Annotated in this window: 3 protein-coding genes; 1 reads left to right on the forward strand and 2 read right to left on the reverse strand. The window is 68.2% G+C overall.

The window, feature by feature from the left end:
* A partial coding sequence (locus BGN97_RS18435; RefSeq protein ID WP_292704781.1) for a hypothetical protein occupies nucleotides 1-743 on the reverse strand: 743 nt, incomplete at its 3' end.
* Nucleotides 744-849: 106 nt separating this feature from the next.
* Between BGN97_RS18435 and BGN97_RS18440 the strand changes: the two genes are divergently transcribed.
* Entirely contained in the window at nucleotides 850-1467 is a 618-nt protein-coding gene (locus BGN97_RS18440) for a TetR/AcrR family transcriptional regulator (RefSeq protein ID WP_292704783.1), read from the forward strand.
* A gap of 45 nt (nucleotides 1468-1512) precedes the next feature.
* Here the strand turns inward: BGN97_RS18440 and acs are convergent.
* On the reverse strand, nucleotides 1513-2940 hold a 1428-nt coding region (acs, locus tag BGN97_RS18445; protein ID WP_292704785.1), incomplete at its 5' end, for an acetate--CoA ligase.

The following is a 2940-nucleotide window of genomic DNA, read 5'->3' on the forward strand; positions in this document are numbered from 1 at the left end:
GGTGTCGGTGCTGCGGTATCCGAGATGAGCGCGAAGGAGCGAGCCACATCGACGAGGCTGGGGCTCTCTTCGCCCCGGGGAAGCGCGAAGGCGGGATTGTCCGACGGCTGCGCGTCCGCGAGCATGAATCCTGTGGGCGGCTCGAAGCGGATGCTGTAATCGTCGGTGGATGTTGTCGGCAATGAGCCTGATCGGAACGTGCCGTCTGCGACGACGGCGACGCGCTGCACTACCGTGCCGCCACTGAGGATGGTGACGCTCGCGCCCGAGAGGTCGGCGAGAGGGGAGGCATCCGACGTCGCGGTCACCGCGCCGCTGATCTCACCGAAGGAGCCCTCCAGCGGGACGGTGACGGCATCTCCCCGCGTGGGGTTGAACTCCCTCCTCGCCACGGGTTCGAGGAGGTCGCCGACAGCACCGGGCCAGGATGCCTCGGCGATGAAGCTGGTGTCCGTCGCGGGTATGCGCACGGACACGGTTCCGTCTGCCGAGGTGGTGCCGGTGGCGATGACCTGGTCGAGCTCGCCGGTGGAGAGCACGGTCACCGTCGCGCCGCCGAGCGGAGCGGATGCCGTCCCGTCGGAGAGAGTCGTCGTGATGAGTATGTGGCCTGCTTCGGACTCCGCGGCGCTGGCGATCGCGGGCAGCCCCACCAAGACAAGGCCGGTGGCTACGGACAGCACACCTGCGGTGCGTAGCGGGGAGACCAGATTCCGACGTCGTCGCGCGACGGTGTGAGGCATGGCGATCCTTTCTGATGGTTCCTGGCTAAGTATGGACTCAGTCCAAACTTTTACGCAACCCAGGGAGATCGACCTAGGGTGGGATGAAGGGAAAGGAGGGACGGCGATGACGGAAGGGCTCCGCGAGAAGAAGATGCGCGTCGCGCGTCGGGCCATGGAGGAGGCCGCGGTCGGAATTGCCTATGAGGAAGGCGTTCGCGCCGTGACGGTCGACCGCATCTGCGAAGTGGCGATGGTGTCGCGCAGCACGTTCTTCAACTACTTCCCCTCGCTCGAGCATGCGATCTTCGGATCCGCCCTGGTCTACGACCCTGTGCTCACCGAGCGCATTCTGAGCGCGCACCGAGACGACCTCGTGATCGCCGCCTCGTGGATCGTGATGGAGACCGTCCGCGGGCAGGGTGACGACGAACTCCTGCGCAAGCGGTTCGCGCTTTTCGCCCGGGAGCCGGGCACGACGACGACGGTGTCGTGGGCGGCCGGGACGAGCCGCGCCGGACTGCAGGACGTGATCGAGAACTGGCTCGATGCGCATCCGGCATCGGCTCGCCTGGCGGACGCCGATCACGCCACCGAGGCGCGGATGATCGTGAACTTCTCCATCACGCTCGGCGACGAGGTTATGCGGCTGGTGGGTGAGGACGGCGGGGACTTCCCGTTCGACCCCGCCGTGTTTCGCACGGTGCGCGAGCGGATGAGGGAGCTGAGCGTACCCGCACGGTGAACGCCCCGCACCGCGATCAGCGGTACGAGGCGTTCGGGACCGCCGCTATTTGACCTGCGCGGAGATGATGCTCATCACGGCGGTATCCGCGAGCGTCGTGGTGTCGCCGACCTCGCGGCCTTCGGCGACGTCGCGCAGCAGGCGGCGCATGATCTTGCCGGAGCGGGTCTTGGGCAGCTCGTTCACGATGTACACGTCGCGGGGACGGGCGATCGGGCCGATCTGCTCGCCGACCCAGCCGCGCAGCTGGGCCACCAGGCCCTCGGGCGAGTGCTGGTCGAGGTAGCTCTGCTTGATGATGACGAAGGCCACCACCGCCTGGCCGGTGGTCTCGTCGTTCGCGCCGACGACGGCCGCCTCGGCGGTGGCCTCGTGCGCGACCAGGGAGGACTCGATCTCGGTGGTCGACAGGCGGTGGCCCGAGACGTTCATCACGTCGTCCACGCGGCCCAGCAGCCAGAGGTCGCCGTCCTCGTCGAGTCGGGCGCCGTCGCCGGCGAAGTAGAAGCCCCTGTCCTGGAACTTCTCCCAGTACGTCTCCTTGAACCGCTCGGGGTCGCCCCAGATGCCGCGCAGCATCGAGGGCCACGGCTCGGTGATGACCAGCAGGCCGCCGTTGCCGTTGCCGACCTCGTTGCCGTCGTCGTCGACGACGTCGATCGAGATGCCGGGCAGCGGCACCTGGGCGGAACCGGGCTTGGCCGCCGTGATGCCGGGGAGCGGGGAGACCATCGCCGCACCGGTCTCGGTCTGCCACCAGGTGTCGACGATCGGCGTCCTGTCGGCGCCGATGACCTCGCGGTACCACATCCACGCCTCGGGGTTGATGGGCTCGCCCACCGAGCCGAGCAGCCGCAGGCTGGACAGGTCGAACTGCTGCGGGATCTGACGGCCGGTCTTCATGAAGGAGCGGATGGCCGTGGGGGCGGTGTAGAAGATCGTCACGCCGTACTTCTGGATCAGCTCCCACCAGCGGCCGGGATGCGGGGCATCCGGCGTCCCCTCGTACATCAGCTGGGTGGCGCCGTTGGCGAGCGGACCGTAGGTGACGTAGGTGTGGCCGGTGACCCAGCCGATGTCGGCCGTGCACCAGAAGACGTCGGTCTCGGGATGCAGGTCGAAGACGTACTTGTGCGTGTACGCGGCCTGGGTCAGGTATCCGCCCGTGGTGTGCAGGATGCCCTTGGGCTTCCCGGTCGTGCCGGAGGTGTAGAGGATGAACAGCGGGTTCTCGGCGGGGAACGCCTGCGCCTCGTGCTCGGCGGATGCCTGCGGCACCACCTCGTGCCACCAGACGTCGCGATCCGCGTCCCAGTCGACCTCGTTCTCGCCGCGCTTGACGACCAGGACGTGCTCCACGGTGGCCTGCTCGCCCTCGCCGTGCCGGTCGCTGAGCGCCTGGTCGACGGCGGGCTTGAGCGCCGAGACCTTGCCCTTGCGCCAGCCGCCGTCGGCGGTGATGACGACCTTCGC

It is taken from the genome of Microbacterium sp. 69-10 (assembly GCF_001897945.1).
GTDB lineage: Bacteria > Actinomycetota > Actinomycetes > Actinomycetales > Microbacteriaceae > Microbacterium.

Coding starts and splice junctions, on each gene's coding strand:
- BGN97_RS18440 (WP_292704783.1), top strand. CDS start 850: ATGACGGAAGGGCTCCGCGAGAAGAAGATGCGCGTCGCGCGTCGGGCC.